General features: G+C 60.7%; 11 protein-coding genes. 10 read left to right on the top strand and 1 reads right to left on the bottom strand.

Features of this window, described 5'->3' with window-relative positions; genetic code table 11:
* The first annotated feature begins 223 nt into the window (after window positions 1–223).
* From ASD64_RS14555 to ASD64_RS14525, 7 genes are all read left to right on the top strand, one after another.
* Entirely contained in the window at window positions 224–2,020 is a 1,797-nt protein-coding gene (locus ASD64_RS14555) for an acyl-CoA dehydrogenase (protein ID WP_056106231.1), read from the top strand.
* Between the two features lie 93 nt (window positions 2,021–2,113).
* Complete coding sequence (locus tag ASD64_RS14550; protein WP_056106597.1) at window positions 2,114–3,220, top strand: acyl-CoA dehydrogenase family protein; 1,107 nt, start codon at window positions 2,114–2,116, stop codon at window positions 3,218–3,220.
* A 31-nt stretch (window positions 3,221–3,251) separates the two neighbouring features.
* A complete protein-coding gene (locus tag ASD64_RS14545; protein WP_056106228.1) occupies window positions 3,252–4,460 on the top strand; it encodes an acetyl-CoA C-acetyltransferase in 1,209 nt (402 codons plus the stop codon).
* 14 nt (window positions 4,461–4,474) lie between these two features.
* The gene (locus tag ASD64_RS14540) at window positions 4,475–6,694 is read left to right on the top strand and encodes a 3-hydroxyacyl-CoA dehydrogenase NAD-binding domain-containing protein (protein ID WP_056106225.1); all 2,220 of its coding nucleotides are present in this window, start codon (window positions 4,475–4,477) and stop codon (window positions 6,692–6,694) included.
* 10 nt (window positions 6,695–6,704) lie between these two features.
* Window positions 6,705–7,256: a thioesterase family protein gene (locus tag ASD64_RS14535; RefSeq protein WP_056106222.1), complete on the top strand. Its 552-nt coding sequence runs from the start codon at window positions 6,705–6,707 to the stop codon at window positions 7,254–7,256.
* 94 nt (window positions 7,257–7,350) lie between these two features.
* On the top strand, window positions 7,351–7,989 hold the full coding sequence (locus tag ASD64_RS14530) for a helix-turn-helix transcriptional regulator (RefSeq protein WP_056106220.1): 639 nt from the start codon (window positions 7,351–7,353) through the stop codon (window positions 7,987–7,989).
* Between the two features lie 8 nt (window positions 7,990–7,997).
* Window positions 7,998–8,822 (top strand): thermonuclease family protein, encoded by an 825-nt coding sequence (locus ASD64_RS14525; protein WP_056106595.1) that lies wholly within the window; start codon window positions 7,998–8,000, stop codon window positions 8,820–8,822.
* Here ASD64_RS14525 and ASD64_RS14520 read toward each other — a convergent pair.
* Window positions 8,785–10,434, bottom strand: coding sequence for a lysine--tRNA ligase (locus ASD64_RS14520; RefSeq protein ID WP_056106217.1), 1,650 nt, complete (start codon window positions 10,432–10,434; stop codon window positions 8,785–8,787). The two genes, ASD64_RS14525 and ASD64_RS14520, sit on opposite strands and share 38 nt — an antisense overlap.
* 330 nt (window positions 10,435–10,764) lie before the next feature.
* Here ASD64_RS14520 and dnaK point away from each other — a divergent pair, with 330 nt between their 5' ends.
* From dnaK to pmtA, 3 genes are all read left to right on the top strand, one after another.
* Complete coding sequence (gene dnaK / locus ASD64_RS14515) at window positions 10,765–12,681, top strand: molecular chaperone DnaK (protein ID WP_056106214.1); 1,917 nt, start codon at window positions 10,765–10,767, stop codon at window positions 12,679–12,681.
* A gap of 290 nt (window positions 12,682–12,971) precedes the next feature.
* Entirely contained in the window at window positions 12,972–14,102 is a 1,131-nt protein-coding gene (gene dnaJ / locus ASD64_RS14510; RefSeq protein WP_056106212.1) for a molecular chaperone DnaJ, read from the top strand.
* Between the two features lie 115 nt (window positions 14,103–14,217).
* Complete coding sequence (gene pmtA / locus ASD64_RS14505; RefSeq protein WP_056106210.1) at window positions 14,218–14,823, top strand: phospholipid N-methyltransferase PmtA; 606 nt, start codon at window positions 14,218–14,220, stop codon at window positions 14,821–14,823.
* Window positions 14,824–14,825: the final 2 nt, after the last annotated feature.

Genomic DNA, 14,825 nt, shown 5'->3' with positions numbered 1-14,825 from the left:
TGACTGCGATGGCGTACCGGCGCTGCCTGACTCTTTGGGTTGGGCAACACCTGCAGGCATTTCGATACGTTTCCGCAAATTGGCCCGGATCGGTTGAAATCTATCTTTATCGAAAATTGACGTTTACGCAAACGTCAATTTTTGATAAAGCAGACACATTGTCGGGCTGGGCGCGATCTGACACGGTCAAGAGCGTGCAGCATACGGGCGAGAGGAAGACGAAATGCCGATCTATCATGCACCGGTTCAAGACACGCTCTACCTGCTGAACGACGTGCTGGGCTACGGGCGCTATTCGAACCTGCCCGGCTTTTCCGATGCATCGCCCGACGTGCTCGAAGCGATACTTTCCGAAGGTGCAAAGCTGGCTGAAAACGTTATGCAACCGGTCAACCGCGTCGGCGACATGGAAGGTTGCATGCGTCATGACGATGCGTCGGTGACCACACCGCAGGGCTTCAAGGAAGCTTTCGATCAGTACCGCGAAGGCGGCTGGATGGGCCTCGCCGCACCTGCCGAATTCGGCGGCCAAGGCCTGCCCTATACGGTGCATACCGCCGTAGGCGAATTTCTATCGTCGGCCAACATGGCGCTGATGATGTATCCGGGCCTGACGCAGGGCGCGATTGCCGCCATTGTTGTCCACGGCACCGATGACCAGAAGCAGACCTGGCTGCCGAAGATGATCGAGGGCGCCTGGACTGGTACTATGAATCTTACCGAGCCGCATTGCGGCACCGATCTCGGTTTGCTGCGCACCAAGGCCGTTCCTAACGGCGACGGCACCTACAGGATTTCCGGCCAGAAGATCTTCATCTCCGCCGGCGAACACGACATGGCGGACAACATCGTGCATCTGGTGTTGGCTCGTATCGAAGGCGCTCCCGAGGGCGTCAAGGGCATTTCGCTGTTCGTCGTGCCCAAGTTCAAGCTGGATGGCAAAGGCAATCCCGGCGAGCGCAACGCCGTGTCTTGCGGCTCGATCGAGGAGAAGATGGGCATCCACGGCAACGCCACCTGCGTCATGAACTATGACGAGGCCGAGGGAACGCTGCTGGGCGAGGAGAATGGTGGCCTGAAGGCCATGTTCGTGATGATGAACGAGGCGCGCCTCGGCGTCGGCCTCCAGGGATTGTCATTGTCCGAGGTCGCCTACCAGAACGCCGTTGCCTATGCGAAGGAACGCCTGCAGGGCCGCGCGCTGACCGGCCCGAAGAACAAGGACGGCAAGGCCGACCCGATCATCGTTCATCCCGATATCCGCCGCAACCTGATGACGATGAAGGCTTTCAACGAAGCTGGCCGGGCGCTGTTGCTGTGGACGGCGCTGAATTCCGACATCGCTCACCGCTCCGCCGATGACAGGGACCGCCAGGCTGCGGACGATCAGTTGAGCCTGATGACGCCGATCGTGAAGGGTGTCCTGACCGACAAGGGCTTCGACCATGCGGTGATGGCGCAGCAGGTCTTAGGCGGCCACGGCTATATCGAGGAACACGGCATGAGCCAGTTCGTGCGCGATGCCCGCATCGCCATGATCTACGAAGGGGCCAACGGCATCCAGGCGCTCGATCTGGTCGGCCGCAAGCTGGCGCAGAACGGCGGCCGCGCCGTGCAGGCCTTCTTCAGGGAGGTCGGCGACTTCTGCAAGGAAAATCGCGGCGACGAAAAGCTAGCCCCGTTCACCAAGGCGCTCAAGAAGGCCCTCAACGATCTTCAGACGGCAACGATGTGGCTGATGCAGAACGCGATGCAGAAGCCGGACAATGCAGGTGCCGCCTCGACCGACTACCTGCATCTCTTTGGCCTGGTAGCGCTGGGCTACATGTGGGGCCGCATGGTCAAGGTCTCGCAGTCCAAGCTTGGCGAAACCGCCGATGGCGTGGCATCCTTCCATGAGAACAAGATTGTCACCGGCCGCTACTTCATGGAGCGCGTCATGCCGGAAACGGCGGCGCATCTCGCCCGCATTTCTTCCGGTGCGGACACCATGATGGCTTTGCCGGCAGAGGCGTTTTGATCGGGTCGATATTTTTAGGAGCAGCTTGCCTTGGCCAATCCGTCGGAAATCCTGTCCCTGCCGAAGCCTGACTGGGTAAGCGAAGACGTCGGCATGCTCTATGACATGGCGAACCGCTTCATGGCGGACGAGATTGCGCCGCACTACGACACCTACGAGAAGAACGAGGTGGTCGATCGCTCCGCCTGGAAGAAGGCCGGCGCGGCCGGGCTTCTGTGCGCCTCTATGCCGGAGCAATACGGTGGTGCCGGCGGCAGCTTCGCCCATGAGAGCGCGATCATCGAAGCGATCGGCCATGTCGGCGTCGATGGCTTCGGCATCGGCCTGCACAACGCCATCGTCGCCCCCTATATTCTCCACTACGGATCGGAGGAGCAGAAGGAGAGATGGCTGCCGCGCCTGGCAAGCGGCGAACTGATCGGCGCGATTGCGATGACGGAGCCGGGCGCGGGTTCGGATCTGCAAGGCGTGAAGACGCGCGCGGAGCGGGACGGCAACCAGTACCGCATCAGCGGCTCGAAAACGTTCATCACCAACGGCCAGCTGGCCAACCTCATCATCGTCGTTACCAAGACCGACCCGGCCAAGGGAGCCAAGGGTACTTCGCTGATCGTTGTCGAGACCGACGAGGTCGAAGGCTTCGAGCGCGGCCGCAACCTCGACAAGATCGGGCTGAAGGCCAACGACACGTCGGAGCTGTTCTTCAACGAAGTGCGCGTGCCGACCGCTAATCTGCTGGGAAGCGAAGAGGGCCAGGGCTTCATCCAACTGATGCAGCAGTTGCCGCAGGAACGCCTGATGATCGGTACGACTGCGATCGCCATGGCTGAGCGGGCATTGGCGCTCACCATCGACTATGTCAAGGAACGCAAGGCCTTCGGCCAGAAGGTCATCGACTTCCAGAACACCCAGTTCAAGCTGGCCGAACTCAAGACCGAAATCACCATTGGCCGGGTCTTCTACAATGATTGCGTCAGGCGCCACATCGCAGGCGGTCTGGATCCCATAACCGCTTCGATGGCCAAGTACTGGCTCTCCGACCTGCAAGGCAAGGTGGTCGACGAGTGCCTGCAACTTCATGGCGGCTATGGTTACATGAACGAGTATCCGATCGCGCGCATGTGGCGCGACGCCCGCGTGCAGCGCATCTATGGCGGCACCAATGAAATCATGAAGCTTTTGATCGGGCGTTCGCTGTGAACTGCCGGGTCGACAGGTAAGGAGCTGAAAAATGGCCGAAGCTTATGTCTATGACGCAGTGCGCACGCCGCGCGGACGCGGCAAGAAGGACGGAGCGCTGCACGAAGTGCCGGCAGTGCGCCTGGCGGCGAAGACGCTGGAAGCCATCCGCGACCGCAACGGACTGGACACCGGAACGGTCGACGACATCATCTTCGGCTGCGTCGATCCAGTCGGTGAAGCGGGTGCAGTCATTCCGCGCTCGGCTGCCTTCGAGGCGGGATATGACGACAAGGCGCCCGGCATGCAGATTTCGCGCTTCTGCGCCTCGGGTCTCGACGCCATCAATTTCGGCGCCGCCAAGATCGCACAGGGCGCCGACGAGATTATCATCGCCGGCGGCGTAGAATCCATGAGCCGCGTCGGCATGGGCGCCTCGGGCGGTGCCTGGTACATGGACCCCTCGGTCGGCTTTCCCGGCTGGTTCGTGCCGCAGGGCATTTCGGCCGACCTCATTGCCACCAAATACGGCTTTTCGCGCGACGACGTCGACGCCTATGCGGTGGAAAGCCAGAAGCGCGCCGCGCACGCCTGGGAAAATGGCTGGTTCAAGAATTCGGTCATTCCGATCAAGGATCAGAACGGGCTGACCATCCTCGACTACGACGAACACATGCGGCCGTCCACCGACATGCAGTCGCTGGCGGCCCTGAACCCGTCCTTCGTGATGCCCGGCGAAATGGGCGGCTTCGACGCGGTCGCCGTGCAGAAGCACCCGGAGATCGAGGAGGTGAACCACGTCCACCACGCCGGCAATTCCTCCGGCATCGTCGATGGCGCCGCAGCAGTGCTGCTTGGCTCCAAGAAGGCCGGCAAGGCGATGGGCCTGAAGCCGCGCGCGCGTATCCGCAGCTTCGCCAATATCGGCTCAGAGCCGGTGCTGATGCTGACCGGCCCGGTCGACGTGACCGAAAAGCTCTTGAAGCGCGCCAAGATGAAGCTGTCCGACATCGACCTGTTCGAGCTGAACGAGGCATTCGCGGCTGTGGTGCTGCGCTACATGCAGGCCTTTGACGTCTCGCACGACAAGATCAATGTCAACGGCGGTGCGATCGCCATGGGTCATCCGCTGGGCGCTACCGGTGCGATGATCCTGGGCACGGTACTGGACGAACTCGAGCGGCGTGACCTGAACACCGCCCTGGTGACGTTGTGCATCGGTGCCGGCATGGGCACCGCCACCATCATAGAACGCGTCTGATCGGAGGCGGAACAATGACCTATAAGAACTTTACGCTCGAAACCGACTCCGATGGCATTGCGCTGATCACCTGGGACATGCCCGAGAAGTCGATGAACGTGTTCACCGAAGAGGTGATGCGCGAATTGAACACGATCGTCGACCGGGTGACCGGCGAGGCCGCCATCAAGGGCGCGGTGATCACCTCCGGTAAGGACACTTTCTCCGGTGGCGCCGACATCACCATGCTGCAGACGATGCTGAAGACCTTCGCCAAGGAAAAGGCTGGCAACGTCGAGAAGGCAACGCAGAAGCTGTTCGAGACGGCTGGCTATATGACTGGCCTGTTTCGCAAGCTCGAAACCTGCGGCAAGCCATGGGTCTCGGCCATCAACGGCACCTGCATGGGCGGTGCGTTCGAACTGTCGCTTGCTTGCCATGGCCGCGTTGCGGCCAACAGCGACAAGGTCAAGATGGCGTTGCCGGAAGTGAAGATCGGCATCTTCCCGGGCGCCGGCGGTACCCAGCGGGTGCCACGCCTTGCCGACACGCAGGCCGCCTTGCAGATGTTGACATCCGGCCAGACGCTTACGCCGCAGAAGGCCAAGGGCATGGGGCTTGTCCATGAGGTCGCCGAGCCGGCCAAGCTGGTGGAAACCGCCAAGGCGATGATCAGGAACGGCCTGTCTGCCGTGGCACCTTGGGACCAGAAGGGTTTCAAGATTCCGGGCGGGCCGGTCTATTCGATTGCAGGTGCCAACCTGTGGCCGCCGGCCATCGCCATCTTGCGCCGTGAAACCTACGGCAACTATCCGGCGGCAACCGCCATCCTGAAATGCGTCTATGAAGGCCTGCTGGTGCCGTTTGACACCGCGCTGCGCGTCGAACAGCGTTATTTCACCGAGATCCTGCAGACAAAGGAAGCGGCAGCTATGATCCGCTCGCTGTTTGTCTCTCTGCAGGAACTGAACAAGGGCGCGCGCCGGCCGGAAGGCGTGCCGGACACCCAGTTCAAGAAGATAGCCGTTCTTGGTGCCGGGTTCATGGGCGCGGGCATTGCCCATGTGACGGCCAAGGCCGGCATTCCTGTGGTTCTGCTCGACCGCGACACGGCGTCTGCAGAGAAGGGCAAAGCTCATTCGGCGGAACTTATGGATGGCCTGATCAAGAAGGGGCGGGCCAAGCCTGAAGACAAGGACAAGCTGCTTTCACTGATCATGCCGACCGCCGACTATGCCGATCTGGCCGGCTGCGATCTCGTGGTGGAGGCAGTATTCGAAGATTCAGAGGTGAAAAAGAGCGCAACCGAACAAGCTGAAGCGGTCCTGAAGGCGTCGGCGATCTTTGCCTCCAACACATCGACGATCCCGATTACCTCGCTGGCAAAAAATTCGACACGTCCGAAGAATTTTGTAGGCATTCATTTCTTCTCGCCGGTCGACAAGATGATGCTGGTCGAGATCATTCTGGGCAAGAAGACCGGCGACAAGGCGCTGGCGACGGCAATCGATTTCGTCCGCGCCATCAAGAAGACGCCGATTGTCGTCAACGACACGCGCGGCTTTTACGTCAACCGCTGCGTCCTGCGCTACATGTCGGAAGCCTACAAGATGCTGATCGAGGGCGTGCCCGCGCCGATGATCGAAAATGCCGCGCGCGCTGCCGGCATGCCGGTCGGGCCGTTGGCTTTGACCGATGAAACGGCGGTCGATCTGGCCCAGAAAATCATGAGGCAGACGCTTCGTGACCTCGGCGACAAAGCCGTCGATCCGGAGCAGATGAAGCTCATCGATACGCTGGTCGATACGCACCAGCGCTTCGGCCGCAAGAATGGCAAGGGTTTTTACGATTATCCGCAAAAGCCCGCGAAGAAAAAGCTATGGTCCGGCCTCAAGGACCTTTATCCGCAAAAGAAGGCCGAGGAAGTCGATTTCGAGAAGTTGAAGCAGCGCCTTCTTGTAACGATCGCGCTGGAGGCTACTCGCGTCATGGAAGAAAAGATCGTCACCGATCCTCGCGAGGCAGATGTCGGCTCGATCCTGGCGTTCGGCTTCGCGCCGTATACAGGCGGCGCGCTGTCCTACATCGACGGCATCGGCGCGAAGGAGTTCGTACAGATCGCCAAGCGGCTGCAGAAGAAATACGGCGCGGAATTCAAGGCGCCGAAGCTGCTTCTCGATATGGCCGAAAAGGGCGAGACCTTCTACCAGCGCTTCAACCCTTATGACAGGGCGGAAGCGAAGAAGGCGGCCTGACCAGCCAGCGATGTATGTCTGGGCGCGACTGGCACGTGTTGTGGCCACGGCACGAAGCCGTGACTCCTATTTTCCTGGCGAGGAGAGCCGGCTGGCTTTCCGATGTCTGCCGAGCGATATCGATTCCAATCTGCATCTGAACAATGCGCGCTACATGATGTTGGCCGACCTCGGTCGTATCGACATTTTCGTGCGCGCCGGCCTGCTAGGCTTGGCGCGCAAGCGCAAATGGGCGCCGATGCTGGGCGGCCTTCAGGTCGTCTATGCGCGCGAGATCAGGCTTTGGCAGCGTTTCGAGGTTTTTTCATCAATCGAAACTTGGGTGGGAACACAGGTCATAGGCAGGCACCGGTTCATTCTGGCAAGTGGCGATATTGCTGCAACGGTGATGACGACTGCCGGGGTCTACGATCGCGACGGTAGACAATTCATACCAATTGACGACGTTGTCGCCGCGCTTGGCCAACCCGCCACGCCGCGTCCACTGAATGACATCGAACAGGCGTTCTTGAAGTCACACCAAACTTTGCGGACTGCCACGAAAACCGCACCTCCCGGCTGATACATGCAGCGCTGCCTTTGGCGAAGGTGGACAATCAGCCCTTTGGGAGCTAGAACGAAATCCAAGGTATTTTTTCCTGTCGAGGGAGAGCCGCATGCTCTCGCATGACCGTGTATGGGCTGCCATAGACGCGCTCGCGGAGCGCTATTCACTGTCGGCATCGGGTCTTGCCCGGCGCGCGGGACTGGATTCGACAGCCTTCAACAAGTCGAAGCGGCTGTCCTCCGACGGGCGTCCACGCTGGCCGTCGACCGAGTCGCTTGCCAAGATCATTGAGGCGACAGGCGCTTCGCTCGACGAGTTCATGACGTTGCTTGGAAGTCGGTCTGATACGCTGCCGGCGCAGCGTTCCACCGTGCCGCTGGTCGGCTTCGCGCAAGCGGGCGCAGGGGGCTTTTTCGACGACGCCGGCTTCCCGGTCGGCCATGGCTGGGATCTCGTCGAATTGCCGTCGCAGTCGACGGCCGCCTCATACGCACTCAAGGTGCAAGGCGATTCCATGTTGCCGCTTTATCGCAATGGCGATGTTCTGATCGTCGAGCCGGGCGCGCGCGTGCACAAGGGCGACCGCGTGGTCGTCAAGACGACAGCGGGCGAGGTGATGGCCAAGGTGCTGAGCCGCCAGACCGAGAAATCCATAGCACTGTTCTCACTCAATCCCGATCATCCGAACCGCGATATTCCCGCCCATGACATCGAATGGGTGGCGCGGATCGTCTGGGCAAGCCAGTAGCGCCGGATATGCGGCCGCTGCACGCCAGCTTTGCGGCCCTCGGCGTCCTTACGATGGGAACGCTGGTTCTTGCCGGCGGGCGGGCGCTTTTACCCCCATCGGTCGAGCAAACGTCCCCAGGTGCGATCGACGTTTTCACACCCGCCTCGGAACCGCCGGCCGGTGCGTCTTTGAAGGGACCCGGTCCGCCAGCGCCGATATCCAGGTCGGTCGAGCCGCTTGTCGTTGCGCCGCCACCGCTCGACGGCGCGGAACTGGAACGCATCGCCCCGCGCCGACCGTTGAGCGATCTTTCATTGGCCGAACCGCCCAAGCCCAAGTTCTCCGTCGATTGGAAGGGCATGACCCTATTCCGTCCCTTTGCCTCATCGGCTGGTATGGTTGCCGCGCAACGTTATTCGGTCACCATTGCCGGCATCGACGTCGTGCGCAGCGACGAGACGTGTCTCGACAATGGCAAGACGTGGGCATGCGGTGCGCATGCGCTTGGCGCGTTCAGGGCCTTTTTACGCGGCTTGGCCGTTGTGTGCGCCATTCCGCCCGACAAGGACCGGGGCGAATTCAATGTACGCTGCCGGTCGGGCAAGAAAGACGTCGGTGAGTGGCTGGTGGAAAACGGCTGGGCGCGTGCTGCCAAGGGCAGTCCCTACGAGGAGGCAGGAGAGATGGCGCGCAGCCTCCGCAAGGGCATCTTCGGCTCGCCACCGGATGGTGCAGACATTGCGCCAGTTACCGGCGGCGCCAACATAGCGCCGCAACCATCGGACAATATCGTCGATCTGTCGGGAGAGCAGCTTACGCCGCCAATTGTCCCGCCAGAGCCTGCTCGATAAGCGCGCGCGTTTCGGCAATGCCGTAAAGTGCAGCGAACGAGCCGAAGCGCGGGCCGCGCTCCTGGCCGATCAGCACCTGATAAATCATCTGGAAGAAGGCGACAGAGACGCCCGGACCGCCCTCGGGGCTTTGCTTGGCGTGATCCTGATAGCGCTCGATCTTGCGGGCCACGTTGAGCGTAGCGGTCTGTATCGCTTCGCCGCTGGCGCCGGACTGCAAGCCAGCCAGTGCCTCCGACAGTTTCGCCAGCGCGTCGCGCTCGACGTCGTCGGGAGCGCGGTAGACCTTCGACGGCTTTACGAAATCTTCGAAGTAGCGGATCGCATAACCGGTCAGGCGATCGAGTTCCGGGTTCTTCTCAGGTGTTGCGCCGGGCGCATAACGAGAGATGAAGCCCCAAAGAACGTCCTTGTTCTGGGCATTGGAGGCACTGACCAGGTTGAGTAACAGCGAGAACGGCACGGCAAGATCGATGGCCGGCGGATTGCCGTTGTGCATATGCCATACCGGATTGCCGAGGCGGTTCTTCCAGTCCTGGTGCGGATAGGCCGAAAGGAAGGTGTAGTACTCCTCGACCGCGCGCGGGATCACGTCGAAGTAGAGCTTCTTCGCCACCCTTGGCTTCTGGTACATGTAAAGGCCGAGGCTTTCTGTCGGTGCGTAGGTCAGCCACTCGTCGATGGTCAGCCCGTTACCCTTGGATTTCGAGATTTTCTGGCCGCCCTCGTCAAGGAACAGTTCGTAGACGAAATGCTCCGGTGCACGACCGCCGAGAATTTCGCAGATACGGTCGTAGATCGGCGCATTGGTCTGGTGATCCTTGCCGAACATCTCGAAGTCGACGCCGAGCGCTGCCCAGCGCATGCCGAAATCGGGCTTCCATTGCATCTTCACCGCGCCGCCGGTCACCGCAAGCGTAGTTTCGGTTCCCTCGTCATCGAAGGTGACGGTGCCTGCCTTGGCGTCGACGTGCTTCATCGGCACGTAGAGCACGCGGCCACTCTTCGGTGAGATCGGCAGGAAGGGGCTGTAGGTTGCCTGGCGTTCGGCGCCCAGCGTCGGCAGCATCACCTTCATGATGTCGTCGTAGCGTTCCGCCGCGCGCAGCAGCACTTCATCGAAGCGGCCCGATTTGTAGTAGTCGGTGGCGCTGGCAAATTCGTAGTCAAACCCGAACGTATCGAGGAAGCGGCGCAGCATGGCGTTGTTGTGGTGCCCGAAGCTCTCGTAGTTGCCTCCGAACGGATTGGGCACCGCAGTCAGTGGCCGGTGAAGATAGGGCTCCAGAAACGCCTTGTCCGGTACGTTGTCCGGAATCTTGCGCATGCCGTCCATATCGTCGGAGAAGCATAAAAGCCGTGTCTTCACCTTGTCCTTGGTCAGCACACGGAAGGCATGGCGGACCATGGTGGTGCGCGCGACTTCGCCGAAAGTGCCGATATGCGGCAGGCCCGAAGGGCCGTAGCCTGTCTCGAACAGCACCGTATCCGGCAAGCCGCTTTTGGCATAGCGGGTGATGATCTTTTTGGCTTCCTCGAACGGCCAGGCTTTGCTTTCCGCGGCAGCGGCAAGAAGTTCCGGGTTGAGATCGAGAATGCCTGGTCCGGCCATATCGAGGTCCTGCTTGGATCGCCGGCCAAGCTGCCGGCGCGCCTGCTCTATGCGGGCAACGCCGCAAGGTCAAACATTTCGGCCATTTTGGCTGCAACTGCGGTCGTGATACCCAGACACCGACGCCGTCCACAGCAATGCCGTGCCTGTGAGCTTTGCACAGCGGCATGGAGAACGCTTGCACGCCGCGTGGCCTGTTCTTATATACGCCGCACAACCGTGCCGACCGCGCCAACTTTGCGGGCGAGTGCGGAATTTCTGTGAACAGGGGCTGTCGCTGGAACGCCTGACAGGGTCCTTGATAGCCTGCTTGATGGAGAGATTGAACCAATGGCAAAAGTAATCGGCATCGACCTCGGAACGACCAATTCGTGCGTTGCCGTCATGGACGGCAAGGACGCTAAAGTAATAGAAAATGCGGAAGGCGCGCGTACCACGCCTTCGATCGTCGCCTTCAGCGGCGACGGCGAACGCCTCGTTGGCCAGCCGGCCAAGCGGCAGGCGGTCACCAATCCTGAAAACACCGTTTTTGCGGTCAAGCGCCTGATCGGCCGCCGCTATGATGATCCGGTCACCTCCAAGGACAAGGATCTCGTCCCCTACCATATCGTCAATGGCGACAATGGCGACGCTTGGGTAGAAGCCGGTGGCAAGAAGCAGTCGCCTTCGCAGATCTCGGCGATGATTCTGCAGAAGATGAAGGAAACGGCTGAAGCTTATCTCGGCGAGACTGTCGATAAGGCCGTGATCACTGTTCCTGCCTATTTCAACGACGCCCAGCGCCAGGCTACCAAGGATGCAGGCAAGATTGCCGGCCTTGAAGTGCTGCGCATCATCAACGAACCGACTGCCGCTGCGCTCGCCTACGGCCTCGACAAGAAGGAAGGCAAGACCATTGCCGTCTATGACCTGGGTGGCGGCACCTTCGATATCTCCGTGCTGGAAATCGGCGATGGCGTGTTCGAGGTGAAGTCGACCAATGGCGACACCTTCCTCGGCGGCGAGGACTTCGACATGCGTCTGGTCGAGTACTTGGCGGCGGAGTTCAAGAAGGAACAGGGCATCGACCTGAAGAACGACAAACTGGCTCTTCAGCGCCTCAAGGAAGCTGCGGAAAAGGCCAAGATCGAACTGTCCTCCACGACGCAGACCGAAATCAACCTGCCCTTCATCACCGCTGATGCGACCGGCCCCAAGCACCTGACGCTGAAGCTGACCCGCGCCAAATTCGAAAGCCTGGTCGACGATCTTGTGCAGCGCACCATTGCGCCATGCAAGGCGGCGCTCAAGGACGCAGGGCTCAAGGCCGGCGAGATCGACGAGGTAGTTCTGGTCGGTGGCATGACCCGCATGCCCAAGGTCCAGGAAGTGGTCAAGCAGTTCTTCGGCAGCGAGCCCCACAAGGGCGTCAACCCCGACGAAGTCGTGGCGCTGGGCGCGGCCATTCAGGCTGGCGTGCTTCAGGGCGACGTCAAGGATGTGCTCCTGCTCGACGTGACGCCGCTGTCGCTTGGCATCGAGACGCTGGGCGGCGTGTTCACGCGGCTCATCGAGCGCAACACGACGATCCCGACCAAGAAGAGCCAGACCTTCTCTACCGCCGAGGATTCGCAGTCAGCCGTCACCATCCGTGTCTTCCAGGGTGAGCGCGAAATGGCGGCAGATAACAAGATGCTCGGCCAGTTCGACCTGGTCGGAATTCCGCCGGCACCGCGCGGCGTGCCGCAGATCGAGGTCACTTTCGACATCGACGCCAACGGCATCGTCAATGTGTCGGCCAAGGACAAGGGCACCGGCAAGGAGCATCAGATCCGCATTCAGGCGAGCGGTGGTCTGAGCGACGCCGACATCGACAAGATGGTCAAGGACGCCGAAGCCAATGCCGAGGCTGACAAGAAACGGCGCGCGCTGGTTGAAGCGCGCAACCAGGCCGAATCGCTGGCGCATTCTTCGGAGAAGTCGCTGAAGGATTATGGCGACAAGGTCACGGAAGCCGACCGTACGGCTATTTCCGATGCCATCGCTGCGCTGAAGCTTGCTGCCAAAGGTGATGACCTCGCCGAAATCGAGGCCAAGACCCAGACGCTTGCCGAAGCATCGATGAAGCTCGGTCAGGCCATGTATGAATCTTCGCAGAAGGAAGCGGCCGAAGCGGACGCCAAGGCGGATGCCGCCAAGGATTCCGACGTGGTCGATGCCGACTTCGAGGAAATCGATGAAGACGATGACAAGAAGAAATCGGCTTAAGTTCGGCTTGTGAGCGAACCGACGGGGAGCCCGGTGTAAAACCGGGCTTTTCTGCAAGATGAATGAACAAACGCTGCGAAACCGGTGGCGGTACTGGCATCCGGGCAGCCGGACGCTTAAATCGAAACGCTAGCGCAGTTCCGGGAAACGTACTGGTTTTCCTCGGAGCTTGCCGGAACATGAGGATTGGGCTGTTCGCTGATGCGGAAATGGATCGGCAAGTGCCCGGACAGGTATGCAATGCGCCGAGACATTGAACACCCGGTCGAACGTCCTGGTTGCGGGATAAGATGAAAGCCGATTTTTACGAGACGCTTGGCGTCAACAAGGGTGCGGACGAGAAGGAACTGAAGAGCGCGTTCCGTAAGCTCGCCATGCAGTTCCATCCTGACCGCAATCCCGGTGATGACGCCTGCGAACACAAATTCAAGGAAATCAACGAAGCCTACGAGACGTTGAAGGACCCGCAGAAGCGTGCGGCCTATGACCGTTTCGGCCACGCTGCCTTTGAAAATGGCGGCATGAACGGTGGCGCCGCCGGTTTCGGCGCGGGCGGTTTCGCCGACATATTCGAGGACATTTTTGGCGACATGATGGGCGGCGGACGCCGCCGTTCGTCGGGTGGACGCGAGCGCGGCGCCGACCTGCGCTATAATATGGAAATCACGTTGGAGGAAGCCTTTGCCGGCAAGACCGCGCAAATCCACGTGCCGGCTTCCGTCTCCTGCACCGAATGCTCGGGCTCCGGCGCCAAGCCCGGCACGCAGCCGGTTACCTGCACCATGTGCAACGGCCACGGCAAAGTTCGGGCGAGCCAAGGCTTCTTTTCGATCGAGCGCACCTGCCCGCAGTGCCATGGACGCGGCCAGACGATCAAGGACCCGTGCCCGAAATGCGCCGGCCAGGGCCGTGTCACCGAGGAGCGTTCGCTGTCGGTCAACATTCCCGCCGGCATAGAAGACGGTACCCGCATCCGGCTGGCCAGCGAAGGCGAAGCGGGCCTGCGCGGCGGGCCTGCGGGCGACCTCTACATCTTTCTCAGCGTGAAGCCGCATGAGTTCTTCCAGCGTGACGGCGCGGACCTTTATTGCAAGGTGCCGATCTCGATGACCACGGCTGCCCTTGGCGGCTCGTTCGAGGTGGCGACACTGGACGGAACGCAGACCCGCGTGAAGGTTCCGGAAGGCACTCAAAACGGTCGCCAATTCCGCCTCAAGGGTAAAGGCATGCCGGTGTTGCGCCAGCCGCAGATTGGCGATCTCTACATTCAGACCGCCGTTGAGACACCCCAGAGTTTGACGCGGCGCCAACGCGAACTGCTCGAAGAATTCGAGCAACTTTCGTCGAAAGAGAATTCGCCGCAGTCAAGCGGGTTCTTCGCTCGCATGAAGGACTTCTTCGAGTCGTTCGGCGAAGGTTGAGACCGGTTGCGACGCGCAGGCTTCCGTAGCGTCATCAACAACTTGTACCAGAGTATGCCTTGCATGAGGCCACGCAAGTGTTAAGTAGCGCGTGGGGAGCCTCGGGAGAACTAGCATGGCAAGAGGGTCCGGACTGCGCAAGACGCTGGCGGCAAAATTCGACGACGAACTGAAGTTCTTCAAGGGCTGGATGCACAAGCCCAAGGCTGTCGGCGCTATCGTGCCGACCAGTTCCGTCACCGCGCGCCGAATGGCCTCGGTGATCGACATCAAGTCCGGTATGCCGGTGCTTGAACTTGGCCCGGGAACAGGGGTTATCACCAAGGCAATTCTGGCGCATGGCGTAAAGCCGGAAGACCTTTACTCGGTGGAATATTCCGCCGACTTCGTACACCATCTGCGCAGCCATTTCCCTGGCGTCAACGTTATCGAGGGTGACGCCTTCGACCTCGACAAGACGCTGGGCGACAAGCGTCATCTGAAATTCGATTCAGTGATCTCTGGCGTGCCGTTGCTGAACTTCCCGGTCAGCCAGCGCGTTGCTTATCTTAGTGGCTTGCTGGATCGGCTGTCGCCCGGTCGCCCGGTGGTGCAACTGACCTATGGTCCGATGTCGCCCATCCCCGCCGGTCGCGGCGATTACACGGTCGAGCATTTCGACTTCATCATCCGCAATATTCCGCCGACCCGGCTATGGATCTACCGGCGCGCCGCACACTAGAT

Source organism: Mesorhizobium sp. Root157, assembly GCF_001427385.1.
Lineage (GTDB): Bacteria > Pseudomonadota > Alphaproteobacteria > Rhizobiales > Rhizobiaceae > Mesorhizobium.
The sequence above is the reverse complement of the archived record's forward strand: the minus strand, read 5'-3'. Positions and strand labels throughout refer to the sequence as shown.